General features: G+C 51.8%; 17 protein-coding genes. 14 read left to right on the forward strand and 3 right to left on the reverse strand.

Annotated elements, in window-relative coordinates; translation table 11 throughout:
* The first annotated feature begins 272 nt into the window (after positions 1–272).
* The 9 genes from prfB to argH all read left to right on the forward strand — a co-directional run bounded on the left by prfB (position 273) and on the right by argH (position 11,395).
* Positions 273–1,386, forward strand: a protein-coding gene (gene prfB / locus AR333_RS21685) for a peptide chain release factor 2 (RefSeq protein ID WP_156430985.1) whose coding sequence is annotated in 2 segments (ribosomal slippage) — positions 273–344 and positions 346–1,386 — 1,113 coding nt in all. Because the reading frame shifts where the segments join, the coding sequence is not laid out codon by codon here.
* 141 nt (positions 1,387–1,527) lie between these two features.
* A complete protein-coding gene (locus AR333_RS21690) occupies positions 1,528–2,406 on the forward strand; it encodes a YitT family protein (RefSeq protein WP_068777464.1) in 879 nt (292 codons plus the stop codon).
* Between the two features lie 327 nt (positions 2,407–2,733).
* Positions 2,734–3,783, forward strand: a complete 1,050-nt coding sequence (gene argC, locus AR333_RS21695) for an N-acetyl-gamma-glutamyl-phosphate reductase (RefSeq protein ID WP_068777465.1) — start codon at positions 2,734–2,736, stop codon at positions 3,781–3,783.
* A gap of 165 nt (positions 3,784–3,948) precedes the next feature.
* Positions 3,949–5,175, forward strand: coding sequence for a bifunctional glutamate N-acetyltransferase/amino-acid acetyltransferase ArgJ (gene argJ / locus AR333_RS21700; protein ID WP_068777466.1), 1,227 nt, complete (start codon positions 3,949–3,951; stop codon positions 5,173–5,175).
* Between the two features lie 43 nt (positions 5,176–5,218).
* Positions 5,219–6,007, forward strand: a complete 789-nt coding sequence (gene argB / locus AR333_RS21705) for an acetylglutamate kinase (RefSeq protein ID WP_068777467.1) — start codon at positions 5,219–5,221, stop codon at positions 6,005–6,007.
* A 107-nt stretch (positions 6,008–6,114) separates the two neighbouring features.
* Positions 6,115–7,305, forward strand: a complete 1,191-nt coding sequence (locus tag AR333_RS21710) for an acetylornithine transaminase (protein WP_068777517.1) — start codon at positions 6,115–6,117, stop codon at positions 7,303–7,305.
* 196 nt (positions 7,306–7,501) lie between these two features.
* Positions 7,502–8,458, forward strand: coding sequence for an ornithine carbamoyltransferase (gene argF / locus AR333_RS21715; RefSeq protein ID WP_068777468.1), 957 nt, complete (start codon positions 7,502–7,504; stop codon positions 8,456–8,458).
* A 97-nt stretch (positions 8,459–8,555) separates the two neighbouring features.
* Complete coding sequence (locus AR333_RS21720) at positions 8,556–9,791, forward strand: argininosuccinate synthase (protein WP_068777469.1); 1,236 nt, start codon at positions 8,556–8,558, stop codon at positions 9,789–9,791.
* A 188-nt stretch (positions 9,792–9,979) separates the two neighbouring features.
* Positions 9,980–11,395, forward strand: coding sequence for an argininosuccinate lyase (gene argH, locus AR333_RS21725; RefSeq protein WP_068777470.1), 1,416 nt, complete (start codon positions 9,980–9,982; stop codon positions 11,393–11,395).
* A 99-nt stretch (positions 11,396–11,494) separates the two neighbouring features.
* On the opposite strand, the gene AR333_RS21730 is transcribed toward argH, so the two are convergent.
* Positions 11,495–12,943 (reverse strand): VanW family protein, encoded by a 1,449-nt coding sequence (locus AR333_RS21730; RefSeq protein ID WP_068777471.1) that lies wholly within the window; start codon positions 12,941–12,943, stop codon positions 11,495–11,497.
* 263 nt (positions 12,944–13,206) lie between these two features.
* Here AR333_RS21730 and ftsE point away from each other — a divergent pair, with 263 nt between their 5' ends.
* The 5 genes from ftsE (at position 13,207) to AR333_RS21755 (ending at position 19,157) form a co-directional block, all read left to right on the forward strand.
* Positions 13,207–13,893, forward strand: coding sequence for a cell division ATP-binding protein FtsE (gene ftsE, locus AR333_RS21735; protein WP_068777472.1), 687 nt, complete (start codon positions 13,207–13,209; stop codon positions 13,891–13,893).
* A complete protein-coding gene (gene ftsX, locus AR333_RS21740) occupies positions 13,883–14,800 on the forward strand; it encodes a permease-like cell division protein FtsX (protein WP_068777473.1) in 918 nt (305 codons plus the stop codon). Before ftsE ends, ftsX begins: the two co-directional genes overlap by 11 nt.
* Positions 14,801–14,850: 50 nt before the next feature.
* Positions 14,851–16,134 carry a murein hydrolase activator EnvC gene (locus AR333_RS21745; RefSeq protein WP_068777474.1) on the forward strand — a complete coding sequence of 428 codons (1,284 nt, stop codon included), beginning with the start codon at positions 14,851–14,853 and terminating at the stop codon, positions 16,132–16,134.
* Positions 16,135–16,238: 104 nt separating this feature from the next.
* Positions 16,239–17,693, forward strand: coding sequence for a S41 family peptidase (locus tag AR333_RS21750; RefSeq protein ID WP_068777475.1), 1,455 nt, complete (start codon positions 16,239–16,241; stop codon positions 17,691–17,693).
* A gap of 180 nt (positions 17,694–17,873) precedes the next feature.
* Positions 17,874–19,157, forward strand: a complete 1,284-nt coding sequence (locus AR333_RS21755; protein ID WP_068777476.1) for a PDZ domain-containing protein — start codon at positions 17,874–17,876, stop codon at positions 19,155–19,157.
* A 143-nt stretch (positions 19,158–19,300) separates the two neighbouring features.
* On the opposite strand, the gene AR333_RS21760 is transcribed toward AR333_RS21755, so the two are convergent.
* Together AR333_RS21760 and AR333_RS21765 are read right to left on the reverse strand one after the other, a co-directional pair.
* Positions 19,301–20,125, reverse strand: a complete 825-nt coding sequence (locus AR333_RS21760; protein ID WP_068777477.1) for a flagellar motor protein MotB — start codon at positions 20,123–20,125, stop codon at positions 19,301–19,303.
* Complete coding sequence (locus AR333_RS21765) at positions 20,109–20,909, reverse strand: flagellar motor protein (RefSeq protein WP_068777478.1); 801 nt, start codon at positions 20,907–20,909, stop codon at positions 20,109–20,111. Before AR333_RS21765 ends, AR333_RS21760 begins: the two co-directional genes overlap by 17 nt.
* Positions 20,910–21,021: the final 112 nt, after the last annotated feature.

The raw sequence follows: 21,021 nt of genomic DNA on the forward strand, positions 1-21,021 counted from the left end.
CATTCATAAATACAGACCTGATGGTTGAGGTAAACAGATAATCCTGCTTGGCAGTGAAAGTGAATAGTTATGCATAGTTATTCATTTGTATGCATAATTTATTCAATCTTGCCATGCAGGGTTATTTTACCACTCAGGGTTCGAGAGGGATTCGAAACGGGGTTAGATGGAATACTTCTTATATAGAAGAGTTCACCGTTTCACTTGAGCCGCGTTTCATGGGAGCGGTTGAGTACAAGGCTTTTACATTACAATATCCGAGGTGTATCGATATGCTGGAACCTGAAGTTAAGCAAGACATGCGGGAAATAGCTAAGAGATTAACGGAATTAAGGGGGTCTCTTTGACTTAGATCATAAGCTCGAAGAGATCGCAGATTATGAAGTCAAGATGGCTGCGCCGGACTTCTGGGATGATAACGAAAAAGCTCAGAAGGTCATCGGGGAGATGAACGCGATTAAAAGTGTGGCGGACCAATTTCATGCTCTGGCCAGTGAGTACGAAGATATGGAAGTCATGGCGCAGTTGGCCGACGAAGAAGACGACCAGGAGATGGCCGCAGAGCTCGCAGACGGCCTTAAAGGGATTCTCCGTCAGCTGGAGAACTTCCAGCTGCAGCTTCTGCTCAGTCAGCCGTACGATAAGCTGAACGCGATTTTGGAGCTGCATCCGGGAGCGGGCGGCACCGAGTCCCAGGACTGGGCCGAGATGCTGCTTCGCATGTACCGGAGATGGGCAGAGAAGCGAGACTTCAAAGTCGAGGTGCTCGACTACTTGCCCGGCGACGAAGCCGGCGTGAAGAGCGTTACGCTGCTCATCAAGGGCCACAACGCGTACGGCTACCTCAAAGCGGAAAAAGGCGTGCACCGTCTCGTCCGCATATCGCCTTTTGACGCGTCTGGACGCAGGCACACCTCTTTCGTCTCCTGCGATGTAGTGCCGGAGATCGAGGACGACGTGGAAGTGGATATCCGCACGGAGGACCTCAAGATCGACACGTACCGCGCCAGCGGAGCGGGCGGTCAGCACATCAACACGACTGATTCGGCGGTGCGGATTACGCACTTGCCGACCGGAGTCGTGGTGACGTGCCAGACCGAGCGATCGCAGATTAAGAACCGCGAACGAGCGATGAAGCATCTGAGATCGAAGCTCTACGAGAAGAAGATCGAAGAGCAGGAGAAGCATCTGGCGGAAATCCGCGGCGAACAATCGGATATTGCCTGGGGAAGCCAGATCCGTTCTTACGTGTTCCATCCGTACAGCATGGTCAAGGACCATCGTACAACCGAAGAAACGGGGAACGTGGGCGCTGTAATGGATGGCGAACTGGATCCGTTTATTGATGCGTATCTGCGTCTGCAGATTCAGAAGAAAGAAGAATAAAGACGTGCGGAGAAACGGTTTAGTCGAAACCGGGACTCCGCACGGTTTTTTTGATTAGGCAGAAGTGAAGTGGGGTACATTCCCGGGCTTACCAATAGAGATCAATTAGACCGACGAAGTCGGATGGATGGAGGCACACCTATGGCCAGAGGGAAACGGAGAAAACAGAGGCTTGTACTGAACAGTCCGCAGCAGAAAATATACGAATACGGAATGCTTATTCTGGGGTCTTTTATTATTTCGAGCAGTTTTAATATGTTCTTGAACCCCAATCAGGTAGCATCGGGTGGAGTGTCCGGATTGTCGACCATTATTCAGCAGACGCTAGGATGGCAGCCCGCTCTAACCCAGTGGGGCTTGAACATTCCTTTATTCCTGCTTGGGCTGCGGCTTCTCGAAAGATCGTACAGCATGAAAGCTGTTGTCGGTTCCATTGTCCTGCCCCTCTTCGTGATGCTGACAAGCGGATTTCCGGTTCTGACCACTAACATCTTGCTCGCAACGATTTACGGGGGAATGGGCCTGGGGCTCGGGATCGGGATTGTTTTCCGCGGACGCGGGTCCACAGGGGGCTTCAGCATTGCCTCACAAATTCTACATAAGTATTCAGGTCTGAGCCTGGGGGTATCGGTAGCCGTATTCGACGGTATGGTCATCCTACTGGCAGGGCTGGTATTCGGCGCAGAGAAGGCCCTGTATGCATTAATCGGACTCTATGTGACCACCAAAACGATCGACATTGTACAGGTAGGTCTGAATACATCTAAAGTAGCGTATATCATATCCAACGATTCAGAGAAACTGCGTGAGGCGATTCTGAATGACCTGGACCGCGGTCTCACCCAATTAACAGGGGCAGGCGGATATACGGGCGACCCCCGCTTGGTGCTTATGGTTGTAGTCAGTCAAGGAGAGGTTAGCAAGCTGAAGGCGCTCGTGCAGTCGATCGACCCGCAGGCCTTTATCATTTTCAGCAATGCGAACGAAGTTCTGGGAGAAGGATTTAAGAGGCCGATGTGAGAATGAAGCTGGGAACGGATGAGTAAGGGTACTTTCTTTTTATGCACAAATATCTTTAACAACATGGTGGTATGCGGCAGCTGCGCAGGCTGCCTTTTTGTCTATCCAAATAACACATTCGCATTATGAGAATGAACCGATTAATCCCAGTCTTCCTCAGACAGAGTCCAATATAGTTTAAATTCGCAGGGTTTGGCAGGATTTCGGCTATTGCGGGGATCTCAGGGCTCAGAACACTGGAAAACAGGCTAAAAAACTCGTTGAATTAATATACCCCTGAATGTATAATAATACATATCTTTTTGGAACGTTTGGAGGGAAAAGCTTATGACTACACAGGTTCGTGCGGCGATTGTAGGTTCAACGGGATATGGGGGAGTCGAGTTAATCCGGCTTCTGTTAAATCATCCCCAGGTCATGATTACATCGGTTATCTCCTCTTCGAGTGCAGGGGCGCCGATTTCGGAGGGATTTCCTCATCTGAATGCCATAATGCAGGAGTCGCTTGATGCGGTAGACATCCCGTTGATCGCCTCCAAGGCTGACGTTGTTTTCCTGGCCACCCCGGCAGGTGTAGCGGCAAAGCTGGCTCCGGATATGCTGGAAGCGGGTTTGAAGGTCATCGACTTGTCCGGTGATTTCCGCTTGAAAACTCCGGAGCTATACACCCAGTGGTACAAGCGCGATGGAGCTCCGCAGGAGGATCTGGACAAGGCGGTTTTCGGCTTATGCGAAGTGTATGGAGATCAGGTGCAAGGTGTAAATTTCGTCTCGAATCCGGGATGCTATCCGACGGCTACTCTTCTGGGGCTGGTGCCTGCTGTTAAGGCAGGATGGATCGACCCCTCGACGATAATCGTCGATGCCAAATCAGGTGTGTCCGGTGGAGGCCGGGGCCTAAGTCTGGGAGCGCACTATGCGGAAGCTAACGAGAATTTCTCTGCTTATAAACTGAACCGTCATCAGCATATTCCGGAAATTGAGCAGGTGCTTAGTGATGCAGCCGGCCAACCCGTTACAATGACGTTCTCGACTCATCTGGTGCCGATGACACGCGGTATAATGGCAACCTGTTATGCGCAGCTCAGAGGGGAACATGATGCGCAGGCTTTTATTGACTTGTACCGCCAGTACTATGAGGGACGCAAATTCGTACGGATCCGTGAACAGGGCAAACTTCCGGCTACCAAAGAAGTCTGGGGTTCGAACTACTGCGATATCGGATTTGCCGTGGATGAGCGTACGAACCGGGTGACGGTAATTTCCGTTATCGACAACGTGGTTAAAGGGGCGGCAGGCCAGGCGATCCAGAATCTGAATTTAATGATGGGCTGGGATGAGACTGCGGGACTGAATTTCACGCCTGTATATCCATAGGAGCTATTCATAACATACATCCTGCTCTCAATTGAAAGGGCTGGTTTAACAAGGACCGGCCTAGAACGAAGACGAAATCATATAGGCAGGATCAAGGATTTTTAAGAGTAAGAACGGATTATTCATATTATCGATTCCTCATGGAAAAAGGACAGGTGAGCATCAATGACGCTGCTAGGCCGTTTTACCGTCGTGCCCGATGGCACGGTGACCACGCCCAAAGGATTCCGCGCAGGCGGGCTTCACTGCGGATTGAAAAAAACCGAGCGCTACGATCTCGGAGCGATCGTATGCGACGTTCCCGCAGCGGTTGCGGCTGTATACACGCTGAATGCGTTCCAGGCCGCACCGCTCCTGGTAACTCAGGAGAGCGTCGCTGCCGGAGGCAAGCTTCAGGCGATGCTCGTTAACAGCGGCAACGCCAACGCATGCACTGGCGAGCAGGGACTCGCGGATGCGCGTGAGATGCGTGCAGCATTGGCGCGTCAGCTGGGCCTCGCCGAGAACCTCGTGGGCGTCACTTCGACGGGCGTCATCGGCGAACTGCTGCCGATGCCGAAGGTTCTCTCCGGCATCGAAGCGCTGCCGGAGAAGGTGCACGCCGAGGGCGGCGACGATTTCTGCCAGGCGATCCTGACGACCGACCTGGTGAAGAAAGTCGCCTGCGTGCGCGTGAATGTCGGCGGCCGTGAAGTTCACGTCGCCGGAGCGGCCAAAGGTTCGGGAATGATTCACCCGAACATGGCAACGATGCTCGGTTTCGTCACAACCGATGCTAACATCAGCAGCGAGCATCTGCAGCAGCTGCTGAGTGCGGCAACCGATTCCACCTTCAATATGATTACGGTGGATGGCGACACCAGCACGAACGATATGGTCGTCGTGATGGCGAGCGGTCTTGCCGGAGAAGAGGCGCTGACTCCGGATCACCCGGACTGGGAAGCCTTCGCGGTTGCGTTCGCCTATGTATCGGAGCATTTGGCGAAGATGATCGCCCGTGACGGTGAAGGGGCGACGAAGCTGATTGAGGTGAACGTGCTCGGCGCAGCTTCGCGTGATGCCGCCCGGGCGATCGCAAAGACCGTCATCGGGTCCTCACTCGTGAAAACGGCCTGCTTCGGAGCCGATGCGAACTGGGGCCGCATTATCGCGGCTGTCGGGCGCGCCGGCCAGCCGGTTCAGACAGACACGGTAGATGTTCAGCTCGGCGACATTATGGTGCTCAGCCAGTCGAGGCCTGTGAAGTTTGACGAGGATCGGGCAGAGGAGTACTTGAAGGGCGATTTTGTACAAATTAATGTGAACCTGCATATGGGAAATTCCAGCGCGACCGCTTGGGGTTGTGACTTGACATACGATTATGTCCGCATCAACGCAGCTTACCGTACGTAATGGGAGCGGGCATGCCAGTGATGGAATCGGGGGCGGAAGTTAGATGAACAGTTTTGTAATGAAGTGCGGAGGCAGTACGCTTGCCGCATTACCGGACTCTTTCTTTGAAGATTTGAAGAAGCTGCAGGATCAGGGCATTGTACCTGTTATCGTACACGGCGGTGGTCCGGCTATTTCTGAGACGCTAAGCCAGCTTCAGATTGAGACCGAGTTCGTGGGCGGGCTTCGCAAAACGAGCGAGCAGGTACTTGATGTGGTCGAAATGGTTTTAGCCGGACGCATTAACAAGGAAATTGTGCGGCGAATACAGCTTTCAGGTGCCAAAGCACTCGGTTTATCCGGTGTGGATGGCCGTCTCATCACGGCGGAGCCCGTGGCTAACGCTGCCGAAGTAGGGCTTGTAGGCGACGTGAGCGATGTGAATGCGGAGCTTGTGCATGGAATCGTCGGCATGGGCTTCATGCCTGTCATTGCTCCGATCGGTCTCGGCAGCAACGGAGGCCAGCGCTACAACATCAATGCGGATACGGCAGCAGGTGCTGTGGCCTCGCGGATCGGGACGGAACGACTGATTGTCGTGACGGATGTGCCCGGTATTATGAAGATCGAGAACGGAGAGAAGCGGGTGCTTCCTACTGTGACGGTCGAGGAGATCGAAGCCATGATCGCAAGCGGTGATATCTACGGAGGCATGATCCCGAAGGTACGGGCCGCCATCCAGTGTATCCAGGGCGCTGTACGCGAAGTGGTGATCGTGGACGGATCCGTTCCGGGTATTCTTAGCCAGGTACTGGCTGGCGGCAATGTAGGAACGCGAATCATAAATTTGTAGCATCCGTTCTGCAGCAGGCAGATTGCAGCAGAGATTCACATAACAGCAGAATTTAGAGCAAGTTTGGAAGCACTAGAAGAGACAATCTAAAGATGGGAGTGAAGAACATGGTTCAGCAGGCAAGCCGTTTATTTCCGACCTATGCCCGTTTTCCGATTACTTTGGTTAGAGGGGAAGGTAGCCGATTGTGGGATGACCAAGGCAAGGAATACATCGATCTGATGTCCGGCCTCGCAGTTGCCAATTTGGGGCACGTACCCGCACCTGTAAAAGAGAAACTGGTTGCGCAGCTCGACCAGCTTTGGCACGTATCGAATTTGTTCCACATTCCGAATCAGGAGAAGCTTGCGAAGCTTTTGACTGACAACAGCTGTGCCGATGCCGTGTTCTTTTGCTCCACCGGAGCGGAAGCCAACGAAGCGGCAATCAAGCTGGCGCGCCGTTATGCACAGAAAGTGCTGGGCGAAGACCGCCATGAAATCATTACGTTCCACCAGTCCTTCCACGGCCGTACACTGGCGACATTAACGGCGACTGGACAGGAGAAGGTACAGGAAGGGTTCCATCCGCTGCCGGCAGGCTTCTCGTATGCGAACTTCAATGACATTGAGTCTGTTAAGAGTCTGATCAATGACCGGACTTGTGCAGTCATGATCGAAATGGTGCAGGCCGAGGGCGGCGTTATTACAGCCGATCCGGCTTTCATCAAACAACTGGCGGAGCTGTGCAAAGAGAAGAATCTGCTGCTGATTGTCGATGAGATTCAAACGGGCATGGGCCGTACGGGCAAGCTATTCGCCTACGAGCATTACGGGATTGAGCCGGATATCTTCACCATGGCCAAAGGTCTGGGCAGCGGATTTCCGATCGGCGCTATGCTGGGCAAGGCGAAGCTTGCCCCGGCCTTCTCGGCAGGCTCCCACGGCAGCACATTCGGCGGTACTCCGATTGCGATGGCGGCGGCTATCGCGACAGTCGAGTATATGCTGAGCGACAAGATCGCGGACCGTGCCGCTGAACTCGGCGAGTGGACTTTGAGCACATTGAATGAGAAGCTGGGGAATAATCCGCTGGTTGAGCAGATTCGCTCCAAAGGCCTGCTGATCGGAATCGTATGCAAGCAGCCGGTGGCTGAAATCATTTCGGAAATTCACGCTGCCGGTGTTCTGGTTGTCTCGGCGGGTCCGCAAGTTATCCGTCTGCTTCCGAGTCTGACCATCTCCAAAGAAGACTTGCAGCAAGGCCTTGATGTAGTATGCGATATACTGGCTGGCAAGGCTGCTGTTTTAGTACAATAAGAGAGGCTTCCATATAGAGACTCCGGTTCTGAACGGAGCGCCCATTTTTTCGAGAAGTAAACCAATCGGTCTATCCGTACATGACGGCTCTTCCTATTTTTCACAGCGGAAGAGCCTCACTAATCGGTGTAGGGCAGATAAGGGGCGTCCGCATGCGGATTCTCCGACATTATGAGAGAAGAAAGGACTGACTCCTATGTCCGGCACATTACAAGAAGACATGCAGACGCAGCTTAAAGGAAGAGACTTCCTGGGGCTTGTCGATTACACACCAGCAGAGTTGAACTATTTGATCAGCCTTGCCCGGGATTTGAAGGCAAAACAAAAGGCTGGAGAAGCCCATCAGCTTCTCAAAGGCAAAACGCTTGGCATGATTTTTGAGAAATCCTCCACTCGGACGCGGGTATCTTTTGAAGTAGGCATGTTTCAGCTTGGCGGACATGCGCTTTTCTTAAGTAAGAACGACATTCAGCTTGGCCGGGGGGAAACGGTTTCGGATACGGCACAGACGATGTCCCGTTACTTGGACGGTATTATGATCCGCACGTTCGCTCACCGCAATGTGGTTGACCTGGCCCGTGCCGCTACGATTCCCGTCATCAACGGGCTGACGGATTTCTCGCATCCTTGTCAGGCTTTGACAGATTACATGACCATTCAGGAGCACAAAGGAAGCCTGGAAGGCCTCAAAATCGCCTATATCGGCGATGGCAACAATATGGTTCACTCTCTGATGGTAGGGGCCGCCAAATTCGGCATGCATATTGCAGTCGCATCACCGGAAGGCTATACGCCGCAGGAAGAGCTCGTCCGTACGAGCAAGGAATTTGCGTCTCAAACAGGCGGCTCCGTTCTTGTAACGAACGATCCGAAGGAAGCGGCGGCAGATGCAGACGTGATCTACACGGATGTATGGGCAAGCATGGGCTTTGAAGCCGAGCAGCAGGAGCGGGAACGCGCATTTAGCGGTTACCAGGTCAACGAAGAGCTGATGAGCTATGCGAAGAAGGATTACCTCTTCCTGCACTGCCTGCCTGCACACCGCGGGGAAGAAGTCAGCGAAGGCGTCATCGACGGGCCGAATTCGTTCGTATTCGATCAGGCGGAGAATCGCCTGCATGCACAGAAAGCTATTATGGCTTCAATTATGTAGAAACCGTGGGTCGCGTGGTTGGATAAATATATTTTTTCGTCTATACTCGATTATATAAAAGTTTATTTAAATTATTGCAGCAAAGGTGATGGGAAACATGGCAAAGGAAAAAATCGTGCTGGCCTATTCGGGTGGTCTGGATACATCCGTTATTCTCGCATGGCTCAAAGAAACTTACGACGCTGAAATCATCGCGTTTACAGCCGATATCGGCCAGAAAGACGAGCTGGACGGTCTGGAAGAAAAAGCGCTCGCTACTGGCGCAAGCAAAGTCTATATTGACGATCTCCGCGAAGAGTTTGCAAAGGACTTCATCTACCCGATGTTCCAGTCCGGTGCACTGTACGAAGGCCAATACCTGCTCGGTACGAGCATTGCGCGTCCGCTGATCGCTAAGCGCATGGTTGAGATTGCACGCGCTGAAGGCGCAACAGCAATCGCACATGGCGCAACCGGCAAGGGCAACGACCAGATCCGTTTCGAGTTGACGGCTGCTGCGTTGGCACCGGAGCTGGGCGTTATTGCTCCTTGGCGTCTGGAATCTTTCCGGGAGCAGTTCCCGGGACGCGCGGAAATGATCGCTTATGCGGAGAAGCAGGGAATTTCTGTACAGGCTTCCGCGGCTAAGCCGTATTCAACGGACCGCAACCTGCTACATATCTCATTTGAAAGCGGCATGCTCGAAGATCCTTGGTTCGACGCAAGTGCGGAATCCAACCGCGATATGTACGTGCTGAGCGTATCCCCGGAAGATGCGCCGGATCAGCCGGAATATATCGAGCTTGAATTTGAGAAGGGCGACTGCGTGGCGCTCAACGGCGAGAAGCTGAACCCTCTGCAAATGATGGAGAAGCTCAACGAGCTGGGCGGCAAGCATGGGATCGGACGTATCGATATGGTCGAGAATCGTTTTGTCGGCATGAAAAGCCGCGGTGTATACGAGACGCCGGGCGGTACGATCCTGTTCGCAGCTCACCGCCGGATGGAGTCGTTGACGATGGACCGCGAAGTTATGCATCTTCGGGACTCGCTGATTGCGAAATACAGCGAGCTTGTATACAACGGATTCTGGTTTGCTCCGGAACGTCTTGCGCTTCAAGCACTCGTTACGGAGAGCCAAAAGAACGTATCGGGTACAGTTCGTGCGAAGCTCTACAAAGGCAACGTCATTGCTGCCGGCGTGAAGAGTCCGGTTAGCTTGTACAACCCGGATATCGCAACGATGGAAGCAGATCCGACCCAAGCTTACGATCAAGGCGATGCAGCCGGATTTATCCGCCTGAATGCACTGCGCCTCAAAGTTAGCTCTGGGGTGGAACAGTCCGGGAAATAATTTTCTGATCCCGATGTGCCGTTGAAGTGCAGGAATGCGGCATTTCGTTGTTACGGGAAGGGTTATTCCATATCAGCAGAATACTTCGTTAGAATGTAAAGAAGTACAACATACATGATCGATTAAAAAGTAACGGAACGGGCCGGAAGCGGCCCGTTGTTCCGTTCCAATCCAAGGAGGCAGAAGTCGTGTCCAAACTGTGGGGCGGCCGGTTCACCAAACAAACCGACCAATTAGTAGAGGAATACACCGCTTCCATCACGTTCGATAAAGAACTGGCGGAAGAAGATATTCAGGGAAGTCTCGCTCATGTTACCATGCTGGGCAAATGCGGAATTCTTCCGCAGGAAGATGTTGAGACTATCAAGGACGGACTGAATCGCGTTCTTGGCATGATCCGCCGCGGTGAGCTGGAGTATACAGTTGCGAACGAAGACATTCATATGAATATCGAGAAGACGCTGATCGATGAAGTGGGGCCTGTTGGAGGCAAGCTGCATACGGGCCGCAGTCGTAACGACCAAGTGGCAACGGACATGCACTTGTACCTGCGCAGCCGTGTAGTTGAATTTGTCGGCCTGCTGCAGAAGCTGCAGGAGGCACTGCTGACGCAGGCCAAAGCCAACCTCGACACCATTGTGCCGGGTTACACGCATCTGCAGCGGGCGCAGCCGATCCTGTTCGCCCATCATCTGATGGCGTACGTGTCTATGTTCCAGCGCGATATCGAGCGGCTGCAGGACAGCTACAAGCGGATCAATGTGCTTCCGCTCGGAGCGGGTGCGCTTGCGGGAACGACGTTCCCGATCGACCGTCACTTCGTAGCCGAGCAGCTTGGATTTGATGCGGTCTACGAGAACAGTCTGGATGCGGTCAGCGACCGTGATTTCATCTTGGAGTTCTTGGCGAATGCGTCCTTCATTATGATGCACTTGTCCCGTTTTTGTGAAGAGCTTGTCCTGTGGTCGAGTACCGAGTTCGCCTTCGTCGAACTGGACGATGCCTTCTGTACGGGCAGCTCCATTATGCCACAGAAGAAGAATCCGGACGTAGCCGAGCTGGTGCGCGGCAAAACAGGCCGTGTGTACGGCAACCTCTTCGGTCTGATGACCGTCCTCAAGGCGCTTCCGCTGGCCTATAACAAAGACATGCAGGAAGACAAGGAAGGAATGCTGGATACCGTCCGTACGCTTCAAGGAGCACTGCAACTGTTCGCTCCCATGGTCGCGACGATGAAAGTCAACAAAGACCGGATGCGTCAAGCCGTTAACCAGGATTTCTCCAATGCAACTGACATTGCGGATTATCTGGTTAACAAAGGGCTGCCATTCCGTCAGGCGCATGAAGTCATCGGCAAAACGGTCCTTTACTGCATCCAGCAGGGAAAATTCTTACTCGATCTGTCGATGGAGGAATTCACACAATTCTCAACTTTATTCGGCGAAGATATTTACCAGGTTCTCCAGCCGGAGCAGGTCGTTAATGCGCGTAATGTCTACGGCGGCACTGCGGGTCCGCAAGTGGAGGGGGCAATCTCTCGGGCAGAGTCCCGTATGGGAGAAACTGTTAGTTGGGTTGACAGCATGGTTTCAAAAAGTAAATAATGAATAAATAACTGAAAGGCTCATGAAATTCTTGCGGCTGGCGCAGCCCCCGCTTGATGCTCAGAGCCTTTCCTGTTTCATTCTTATCGTTGTATCCGGTCACGGAGATGTCTGCGACCAAGATCCGGTTACTCCGTCCTCGATGACGTTGTTTTGCGGCGGGGGTTGCTTTGCGGGTACCTTAAGCTTGCCGGTATTGGCTGCCACAACTTTGTTCTGCGGGGAGTAGCGGTCTCTGGAAATTCTTTCCCGGGAAACGACATTCCCGTTCTGTTTTTTGATCCGGAAGGTGTCTACGATAAATCCTTGTTTACCGGGGCTTAAGACGATCTGCTGTCCTGTTTGGAGAGCCGGATTATGAACGTATTTAACAGGTGGTGAGAGGGTCTCGACTGTCGTCGACTCAATCTCATACGTCGTATCCCGTGGAATGCTTCCGAACAGTTTAACTGTTAAGGCTGTTTCCGTCATTTCAGTGCGAATGAGGAGATGGGCATTTGTGTCGTTCCGGAAGCGAAAATTGATGTATCCTGTCGAAAAAGTTGCATCCTGCCCCATAGGTGCATAACTAATCGGCAGAGAGTGGTTTTTCCGTTCGACAATTTCCAGACCGGCCCTTAAGACGGCATTGTACAGAGTCGTGGAAACTTGGCAGATTCCGCCGCCAACTCCGGGGGTCAGCTTTCCGTTCAGAATAACGGGAGCCTCCCGGAAGCCGAACTTTTTGCCGGTCTGTTCAATAATAGGTGCGTAATCGAAGATTTCGCCTGGCTTCAGAATGACATCATGGAGCGTCGAAGCCGTAGAACGGACGTTATGTTTGCGGCCAGCCGAGGAGCTGGTTATAGCCGTAGTGAACTGAGTAAGGAGCCGATCGATACGCTGATCGCGTAACAAGCGCAGGGTCACATCCGGTGCCTTTTGATAAAAAGGAAGCTCGATCCCGGCAGGCTCCGCTTGCGCCAGAACATCGGGCTGTTGCAGGATCTGTTCGATGGATGCCTTCAAACGGCTTTCATTGATCGACAAGACGGTTTGTTCAGGCTCGTAGCGAATCTCATCCCAAGGGGTGATTATACGCTTGGCCGGAACAGGTTGATCGGCATAAAGAGTATGCCAAACAGCCCGGACCTTTGCTTCCAGCAGGCGAAGATCGACAGATAGATGAACGGCGGTCTTATGGCTGCGAAGCCGCCAGCGGTTGCGGGCGCGAGTCAGCGTGCTGCCTTCGGTCAGATCGTTGAAGTTCTGGCGAACCGCACTGTCATCTATACGTAGACCCAGCTGCTCCAGCGTGAGTGATTGGGAAGGGATCTCTGGTTTATTAGAGATAAGTTCGATCTTCCTTTGTTTGAGCCGATCAAGCTGCTTGTTCCAATTAGTTTCAAATTCAGCGTAACCAGTACCGCCGGCAGTCCAGCCCGATATGGAGAAGGCTTCCGGGAAGGCGGGGCGAGTGCCGTAATAAAACATAGAGCCGAGCCATAATGCAGCCGCAAGAGGCACAGCGATCAAGGTTACTACCATCATGCGTTTGACTGGCCTCATAAGAAGCTCCTTTGGTTTTCTTTGTAGAGTGTTGACTATCGGATTTAAAGAAACAGCTAATTCAGGGCGGATGTCTGTTCTATATGTGTATCGAGATAATCGGACAAATATGCCTTTGGGCGAAAACAGGCGAAAACGCAACATTTTCCGCGGTAAGTGTGAAAACATGTTGAATATTCCCCTTTTTTTAAAGGATTTTTGAGATGGTTGTCGAACTTCATAGGGAGCTAGGATCAATCCGCCATTAACAGGAAGTGATGATTTTGATCGAGATGCAGGATGTTTGGAAGACCTATCCGAACGGGACTCACGCGCTGCGTGGAATCGACGTTAAAGTCGACCGCAACGAATTTGTTTATATTGTCGGTCCCTCGGGAGCTGGTAAATCGACCTTTATGAAGCTGATTTATCGGGAAGAAAGGCCTACAAAAGGACAAATTTTTGTTAATGGGTTTAATATCGAGAAGGTGAAGCAGCGCAAAATTCCGTATGTCCGCCGTAATATCGGCGTTATTTTCCAAGACTATCGTTTGCTGCCGAAACTGACCGTTTTTGAGAATATTGCTTTCGCGATGGAGGTCATTGAGGCTCCGAAGAAGCTCATCAAGAAGCGGACGATGGAAGTCCTCGATCTGGTGCACCTCAAGGACAAAGCAAATAACCTGCCAGGACAGCTGTCCGGTGGTGAACAACAACGTATAGCTATTGCTCGGGCAATAGTAAATAACCCTGCGGTTATCGTCGCAGACGAACCGACAGGGAATCTAGACCCGGATACTTCGTGGGGGATAATGAAGCTCTTGGAAGAAATTAATTTCCGGGGTACAACGATCATGATGGCCACACACAACAAAGAAATTGTAAACACAATGCGCAAACGCGTAATTGCTATCGAGAACGGTCTCATTGCCCGTGACGAGCTGCGAGGTGAGTACGGCTATGAAGAGTAGGACACTGACCCGTCACTTGCGGGAAGGCTTTCGCAATATTATCCGTAACGGGTGGATGACGTTCGCGTCGATCTCCTCGATTACCATATCGCTCTTTATCCTTGGCGTGTTCCTGCTGCTGTCACTGAATGTGAATTACGTAGCAGATCAAATAGAAAAGCAAGTCGAAATACGCGTTTACATGGATATAAATATCCCAGATGATCAGACCAACCGGCTTAAGCAAGAGCTTATGGCTATGTCTGAGGTAAAGAATGTCACCTTCGTTTCGAAGGAGCAGGGCCTGATTGATTTGCGTGAAAGGCTTGGCGAGGAAGGCAAAGGATTCCTGGACGGATTCGATGGAGACGAGAACCCTCTGCCGCCGGCTTTTAAAGTAGAGGTTAAAGATCCCCGTCAGGTGGCAACAGTTGCGGGCAAGATCAACCAGATGAACGAAGGTAAAGAAACCAAGCTGATCGATAGTGTCAAGTACGGCCAGGGAACCGTAGAGAACATGTTCAAAATCACGGAAATTGTCCGGAATGTCGGACTCGTGCTGGTTGCTCTGCTTGCCTTCACCTCGATATTCTTGATTGCTAACACGATTAAGCTGACTATTGTTGCCCGTCGCAGAGAGATTTCCATCATGAAGCTGGTCGGTGCTACCAATTCATTTATCCGCTGGCCTTTCTTTATCGAAGGTGCCTTGCTTGGTATAGGTGGATCTGCTGTTCCGGTAATAGTCCTGTTGTATGGATATTCCAAATTGGTAGATGTAAGCAAGAGTGATTTAAGTATGGTATTTATTCAATTGAAGCCTTTTGGTGAAATCAGTTTTGTCATTGCCGGTTTGCTGCTTAGTCTCGGTTTTCTGATTGGAATCTGGGGCAGTATCATTTCCGTGCGTAAGTTTCTCAAAGTGTAAACGTGAGCAGGATCAAACGCGTGCACAATGTGTAAGAGGAGGATCAACACTTGAAGAAAAGAATTATGCCTTTAGTGATTGCACTCGGAATCTCGACAACATTGCTCCCGTATTCGGTAGCCATCGGGGCTTCCAACACGGCCAAGATCGATCAAGAAATTTCGAATATGAAGAAAATGAAATCCGCCGCCGAACAGAAAGCGAAGGATGTACAAAATCAGCTTACACAGGTAGAGAAAGAAAAGCAGGAAACTGCTAAAGATATTAAGACATTAATGGATCAATTGGATGCTACAACCGCTAAACTGGCCGGGTTGAACGAACAAATCGAGAACACAACCACTGATTTGGAAGAAAATGCGGTCCAGCTGGATGCGGCTGAGCAGCGTGTGGAAAAAAGGGACAAGCAGCTGAAATCCCGCGTACGTACCATGTATGAGAACGGCTCGGTCTCCTACTTAGAGGTTCTACTTAATTCGACTAATTTCTCTGATTTCATTGACCGGATGTCTGCTCTGAAATCGATTGTAGATCAGGACAAGGAAATTCTGGAGGAGAATAAAAAAGACCAGGCTCTAGTTATAGAGAAGAAACAGCAAATTGAGAAACAGCTTGCTTATGTCAAAACATTGTTTGCGCAGACGGAGGATATTAAGCAGGATCTGCTCATTAAGGAAAAAGCCAAAGAGGTGAAGGTTGCTTCTCTGAGCGAAGAGCAGAAGAATCTCGAAGAAATTAACAGCGAGCAGGAACAAGCAATCATCGCTTATGCCCAGAAGGAGTCTCAGCTTCAGGCAAGGAAGAAATCAGAAGCGGCAGCAGCCGCAGCTGCGGCTGCCGCTGCAGCGGCCAAGAAGGCAGCAAGCCAGTCTTCTAATTCTGCTATAACTTCTGGCGGCGGCGGTGGCAGTGGCAGTAAAGGACCGGCTTCAAGCGCCGGCAAAATGGGGTATCCACTGCCGTTCAAAGTGAATATATCTTCCGGCTATGGCGGACGTAATGACCCGATTAACGGATCTAGCGCCAATCACAGCGGCATTGATTTCCCGGCTCCGCTGGGTACCGATATTTATGCGGCTGAGTCAGGAACCGTGCTGGTTGCTTCGGAATGGAGCGGTTATGGCAACTGTGTAATTGTCGATCACGGCGGCGGCGTATGGACGCTCTACGGACATATCCGCAACGGCGGGATTAAAGTACAAAAGGGCCAATCGGTGCAAAAAGGCCAGAAGATTGCTGAAGTAGGATCGACCGGTCGCTCAACAGGCAACCATCTGCACTTTGAAGTCCGTATTAATTCCAAACCGGTTAATCCGTCCGGATATCTTTTCTAGAAGCTTCAACGTTTTAGGGACTGGCACTCATAAATTGGTAGAGCTTGTCATATACTAGTAAGAGCAGCTCACAAGGGTGCAAGTACAAGGGTGGTGAAACGGCAGTGCGATTTAAAGGACGTTCAGTTATAGCATTCGTCTTGCTAGGTATGTTCGTAAGCAGCATTTTGACACTGACGGCAGTCAGATCGAATCTGTTTCCAGGAGTGAGCAAATCCTTAGGAGTTGCCGCTCCTGCCGCTTCGTCCAGCCTCAGCAGTCAGGATGTCAATAAAATTGCGAAGACTTATGAGCTTATCGAGAACAAGTATTTGAGTGATGTGGATCACGATAAAATCATGAATGGCGCTATCAACGGGATGCTTGAAGCGCTGGAAGATCCTTATACAGTCTATATGGACAAGGAAGAAGCCAAACAATTTACCGAGAACATTAACTCGTCGTTCCAGGGAATCGGAGCCGAGGTGACGGCAGAGGACGGCAGAATCAAGGTTGTATCGCCCATCAAAGGATCTCCGGCTGAGAAAGCAGGCATTATGGCTAATGATATTGTCGTGTCTGTGAACGGAGAAAAGCTGGACGGGCTGACAGTTAACCAGGCTGTGCTCAAAATCCGCGGTGAAAAAGGAACGCAGGCGAAGCTGGAAATTTTGCGGCCGGGCTCTTCAGACCCGACTCAAGTTACCATCGTCCGTGCGGAAATCGACATTGAAACCGTATTTGCCGAAATGCTGGAAGACGGAATAGGCAAAATCGAAGTCCGCCAGTTCTCCGCCAATACGGGAGATCATTTCAAGAAAGAACTGGAGAAGCTTGAATCCCAGGGCATGAAAGGTCTCATTATTGATGTCCGCAATGATCCCGGCGGTCTGCTAAATGTCGTGATTGATATGGTGGAGCCGTTCGTGCCTAAAGGCAAACCGATTGTGCAGATCGAGAACCGCGACGGCAAGAAGGAAGCGACCACCTCCAAGGGCGGTACGAAGAACTATCCGGTTGTCGTCTTGACGAATAAAGGAAGCGCAAGTGCTTCCGAGATTTTGGCGGGTGCTTTTAAAGAAGCGGTCGGCAGCAAAACGATCGGAGAGACCACCTTCGGTAAAGGTACCGTCCAGGAAACGTATGTCAAAGAAATGGGAGACGGCAGCAACATCAAAATGACCGTCTACAAGTGGCTCACACCGGATGGCAACTGGATTCACAAAAAAGGAATCGAGCCGGATATTAAGGTAGAGCAGCCCGCATTCTTCAAAGCTTCCATTCTATCTAAGAAGGACACTTTGAAGCCGGACAGCAACAATGAAGATGTCAAGAACCTTCAGCTGATGCTGACCGGGATTGGGCATGCGCCTGATCGGACGGACGGCTACTACAGCGCCAAAACCGCTCAGGCGGTTAAAGCCTTTCAGACGAGCAAGGGCCTTCCGGCAACAGGGGAAGTGGACATTGCGACAGCCAAGAAGCTGGAGACTGCGGTACTTGAAGCCATCAAGCTGCCTAAGAATGATAACCAGTTGAAAGCGGCTGTGAAAGAGCTGCAGACCCAGCTTTCCAAGTAAACAAAAAGACGGTAAGGGGAATCGCGCACGGATAAGCGCAGCCCTTACCGTCTTCTTCTTTTTGACAAATGCAGAGGTGCGGAAGGAAAAAGAACAGGCGGGTCGAATAGTATAGGGAGTGTCAGAATGAGTTTTTATCCCATATAGACATGTAAGATTCGAGCCTGCAAGGAGAGTGTTATGGACATTATTGCGGATATTGCTGGTCGATTCTTGATGGCGTTCGGCCGCCTATGGCTGAACCCTTTTACTTATATCGGACTTCTGCTTGTTATTCTTCAATACCGGAAACAAATTCAGTTTGAACGCAAATTGTTCGCCACGAGTCTTCATTCACTGGTAGGGGAAACGTGGCGGACGTATTTGTGGGGCTGGGCGGCCGGACTGGCAGTCTCGGTCGCGATGCTGTTTATCGGCGTGAGCATTCAGCTTGAAACAGTGCTGCTGCTGTGGGTCCTGTCGATCCTGATGATCCTTATCCGGATCCGGTTCCTCTGTCTGGCTTACTCGGTTGGCCTGCTCGGTATTCTGCAGCCCTTGCTGAGCCTGGTGCCGCAGCAAGGAGAGGGAGGCTTCTGGAACGGCGTGCTGGCCGCGGTACGCGGCGCCGATGTTCCGTCGCTGCTTGCACTGGTAGCCATTCTGCATGCCGCTGAAGCGGTCCTGATCCGGGCGCAGGGATCACGGATGGCCAGCCCGATGTTCTACGAGGGCAAGCGCGGCAAGATTGTGGGCGGTTACCAGCTGCAGGGCTTCTGGCTCGCGCCGCTGTTCCTCGCGGTGCCGGTACAAGCGGGGGCGGCAGCCCTGCCCTGGACGCCGCTGTTTGCCGGAGACAGCCTCATGGCCGGCTGGACGTTCCTCGCCTTTCCGGCGATGATCGGCTTCAGCGAGCTGACGATGACGCGGCTGCCCCGCGAGAAGGTGAACCGCAGCTCCGGGCTGCTGCTCATCTACGCGCTCGTGCTCTTCCTGGCGGCGCTCCTCGCGCAGCTGTGGAGCCCGTTCACGATCGTAGCGGCCGTGCTGGGCATCGCGCTGCACGAAGCGGTCATGTGGTACGGACGCTGGGAAGAAGCCCAGCGCAGCCCGTACTACATTAACCAGCCCCGCGGGCTGAAGATTCTGGCCGTTGTGCCGGGCAGCCCGGCAGAGGAGCTGGGCTTGAAGCCCGGCGAGCTGGTCCACAAGGTGAACGGCCTGCGCGTTCACAGCAAGTCCGAGCTTCATCAAGCGATACAGCTTAGCTCTGCTTACTGCAAGCTGGAGATTGCCGATCACGCAGGGGAGCTGCGGTTTCACAAGCGTGCCGTGTTCGCCGGAGACCACTACCAGCTGGGCATCATTATATGTCCGGATCAGGAGGCGGTCTTCTACGTAGAAACGCGGCAGTTGCCTTTATTGACGTATTTGACACGCAAGCTTACCGGGCTGCTCAAAAAGGATTCAGAGGAAACCTTCTAACCGGTTCCTCACCCTATACAGACGAAAACCTCGGCTTCACCGACTGGTGAGGACCGAGGTTTCTTTGTGCTTCCGCAGAGAGGAGTCATATGAAATGCCGGATAAATCCCGTTTGCTGAAAACCGTCTGTTGAGCTGTTGAATTTACTGGGCTGCTTGCACCGGCTGTGTTTGTTCGGTTGGTTGAGTCTTCGGGGTTGTGGCCGGATCGGTTTGCAGCTCACGTAGAACAACAATTTCAACGCGCCGGTTCTTGGCCCGGTTTTCTTCGCTTGTATTGGGCAGTCTCGGCATCGTATCCGCATAAGCGGTAGCCATTAAATTGCTGTCGCCTAGCTTAGCTGTATTGGTGAAGTACCGAAGGACGGAAAGAGATCTCGCGGTAGATAATCCCCAGTTGTCTTTGTAGAAAGAACCTGCGGACATCGGAAGGTTATCCGTGTGACCCTCGATGCTGACTTTATTGTTTATGGTCGGAACGAGTGAGGCCAGCTTCTCCAGAACAGGATAGGCAGCCGGCTTAAGCTCGGCTTTACCCAGATCGAACAGGAACAAGTCGTTAAGCGTGATAGCGATACCTCTAGGTGTATCTGCCGCAGAAACTTTGGCTTCAAGGTTGTTCTCGACGATGTACGCTTGAATGGCTTTGAGCATATCCTTGAGCTGCTGTTCTTTCTTCTCGGCCTCTTCAGCAGCTGCGTTCTTCTTAGGCTTGGTTCCATCGGTGCCTGTCGGCATATTCGTACCCGATATACCGCTGCCGTGAGGCAGGATCGATTCGGACTTCATAAACTCTGAATTAAGGGCTCTTGCCATCGCATCATACTTGCTTGTATCAACTTTGCTCATAGCGTACATGATGATAAAAAAAGCAAGCAGCAGTGTAATGAGGTCGGAATAAGTAATCAGCCAACGTTCACCAGCTCCATGCCCTTCCTCATGACCGCCTCTTCTACCCCTCTTCCGCAAGAACAGCACCCACCTCTCCGCTGTTTTTACTGTCGGCTTTCTTCTCGTGAATGAAAGAAGCGAGCTTTTTACGGATCAATTGAGGATTTTCACCCGCCTGCAGAGCAAGAATGCCTTCCAGCATGAGCTCCATTTCGGAAATTTGTTCTTTGCCGCGCAGTTTAATTTTATTGGCGATCGGAAGGTAAACAACGTTGGCAAGCATAACCCCGTACAGCGTTGCGGCAAAAGCTACTGCAATGGCCGGTGCCAGAGCTTCCGGATCGGTCAGGTTGCCGAGTACGTGAATCAGTCCGAGAACGGTACCGATAATCCCCATGGTGGGGGAATAGCCGCCCGCGGATTCGAACATTTTGGACATGCTGTCGTTCTTGTGCTCGATGGAATCCATCTCTAACTCAAGAATTTGCCGGGTCAGCTCCGGATCCGTTCCGTCGACAACCATCATCAGGCCGTCTCTCAGAAAAGGATTAGGATGCTCGAGTGCTCTCTGCTCAAGTGCCAGAACACCTTCACGACGTGCGATAGAAGCCATGTCGACAATCTCGTCGATAGTTGCAGAGGAGTCACGCTCTGTTTGTTTAAAAGCGACAGCAAGTGCTTTCGGGGCTTTCTTCAGTGTACTGGTAGGGAAACTGACGACTACTGCGCCGATTGTCCCGCCGACAACGATTAGTATGGCACTAGGTATGAATAGGGCTAGTAAGTGCCCGCCGTCCCACATGTACCCACCGATAAGTGAACCCAAGCCGATAATGAGTCCTAACAGTGTTGCTAAATCCACGATTGACCACCTCTAAATTTAAATAAGTTCATGATGCTGCCCGATGCGTCCGGAAGACTGCCGAAACGTCTAAATATTTGCAACCGGGATCTAAAAAGAGTATACTGGAAAG

Source organism: Paenibacillus sp. FJAT-26967, from assembly GCF_001541095.1.
Classification (GTDB): domain Bacteria; phylum Bacillota; class Bacilli; order Paenibacillales; family NBRC-103111; genus Paenibacillus_F.

Coding starts and splice junctions, on each gene's coding strand:
- AR333_RS21690 (WP_068777464.1), top strand. CDS start 1,528: ATGGCCAGAGGGAAACGGAGAAAACAGAGGCTTGTACTGAACAGTCCG.
- argC (WP_068777465.1), top strand. CDS start 2,734: ATGACTACACAGGTTCGTGCGGCGATTGTAGGTTCAACGGGATATGGG.
- argJ (WP_068777466.1), top strand. CDS start 3,949: ATGACGCTGCTAGGCCGTTTTACCGTCGTGCCCGATGGCACGGTGACC.
- argB (WP_068777467.1), top strand. CDS start 5,219: ATGAACAGTTTTGTAATGAAGTGCGGAGGCAGTACGCTTGCCGCATTA.
- AR333_RS21710 (WP_068777517.1), top strand. CDS start 6,115: ATGGTTCAGCAGGCAAGCCGTTTATTTCCGACCTATGCCCGTTTTCCG.
- argF (WP_068777468.1), top strand. CDS start 7,502: ATGTCCGGCACATTACAAGAAGACATGCAGACGCAGCTTAAAGGAAGA.
- AR333_RS21720 (WP_068777469.1), top strand. CDS start 8,556: ATGGCAAAGGAAAAAATCGTGCTGGCCTATTCGGGTGGTCTGGATACA.
- AR333_RS21730 (WP_068777471.1), bottom strand. CDS start 12,943: ATGAGGCCAGTCAAACGCATGATGGTAGTAACCTTGATCGCTGTGCCT.
- ftsX (WP_068777473.1), top strand. CDS start 13,883: ATGAAGAGTAGGACACTGACCCGTCACTTGCGGGAAGGCTTTCGCAAT.
- AR333_RS21755 (WP_068777476.1), top strand. CDS start 17,874: ATGGACATTATTGCGGATATTGCTGGTCGATTCTTGATGGCGTTCGGC.